At 48.0% G+C, this 435-nt stretch carries 1 rRNA gene; it reads right to left on the minus strand.

What is annotated here, in order from left to right:
* Nucleotides 1–428, minus strand: a 23S ribosomal RNA gene (locus DLK05_RS17085); the annotation flags it as partial.
* Nucleotides 429–435: the final 7 nt, after the last annotated feature.

Consider the following 435-nt stretch of genomic DNA (forward strand, 5'->3'; position numbering starts at 1 on the left):
GGAGTATTTAGCCTTGGAGGATGGTCCCCCCATATTCAGACAAGGTTTCACGTGCCCCGCCCTACTCGACATCATCATATAAGCCCTTTCGTGTACAGGACTATCACCCACTATGGTTGCACTTCCCAGAGCATTCCACTAGAACTTATATGACTTAATGGGCTTTTCCCCGTTCGCTCGCCGCTACTGAGGGAATCTCAATTGATTTCTTTTCCTAAGGGTACTGAGATGTTTCACTTCCCCTCGTTCGCCTCGTATGACTATGTATTCATCATACGATACCTGCCTTATGACAGGTGGGTTTCCCCATTCAGAAATCTCCGGATCACAGGATATTTGCCGCCTCCCCGGAGCTTATCGCAGGCTATTACGTCTTTCATCGCCTCTGACTGCCAAGGCATCCACCACATGCACTTAATTACTTGACTATACAAC

Source organism: Ancylomarina longa, from assembly GCF_003996985.1.
Lineage (GTDB): Bacteria > Bacteroidota > Bacteroidia > Bacteroidales > Marinifilaceae > Ancylomarina_A > Ancylomarina_A longa.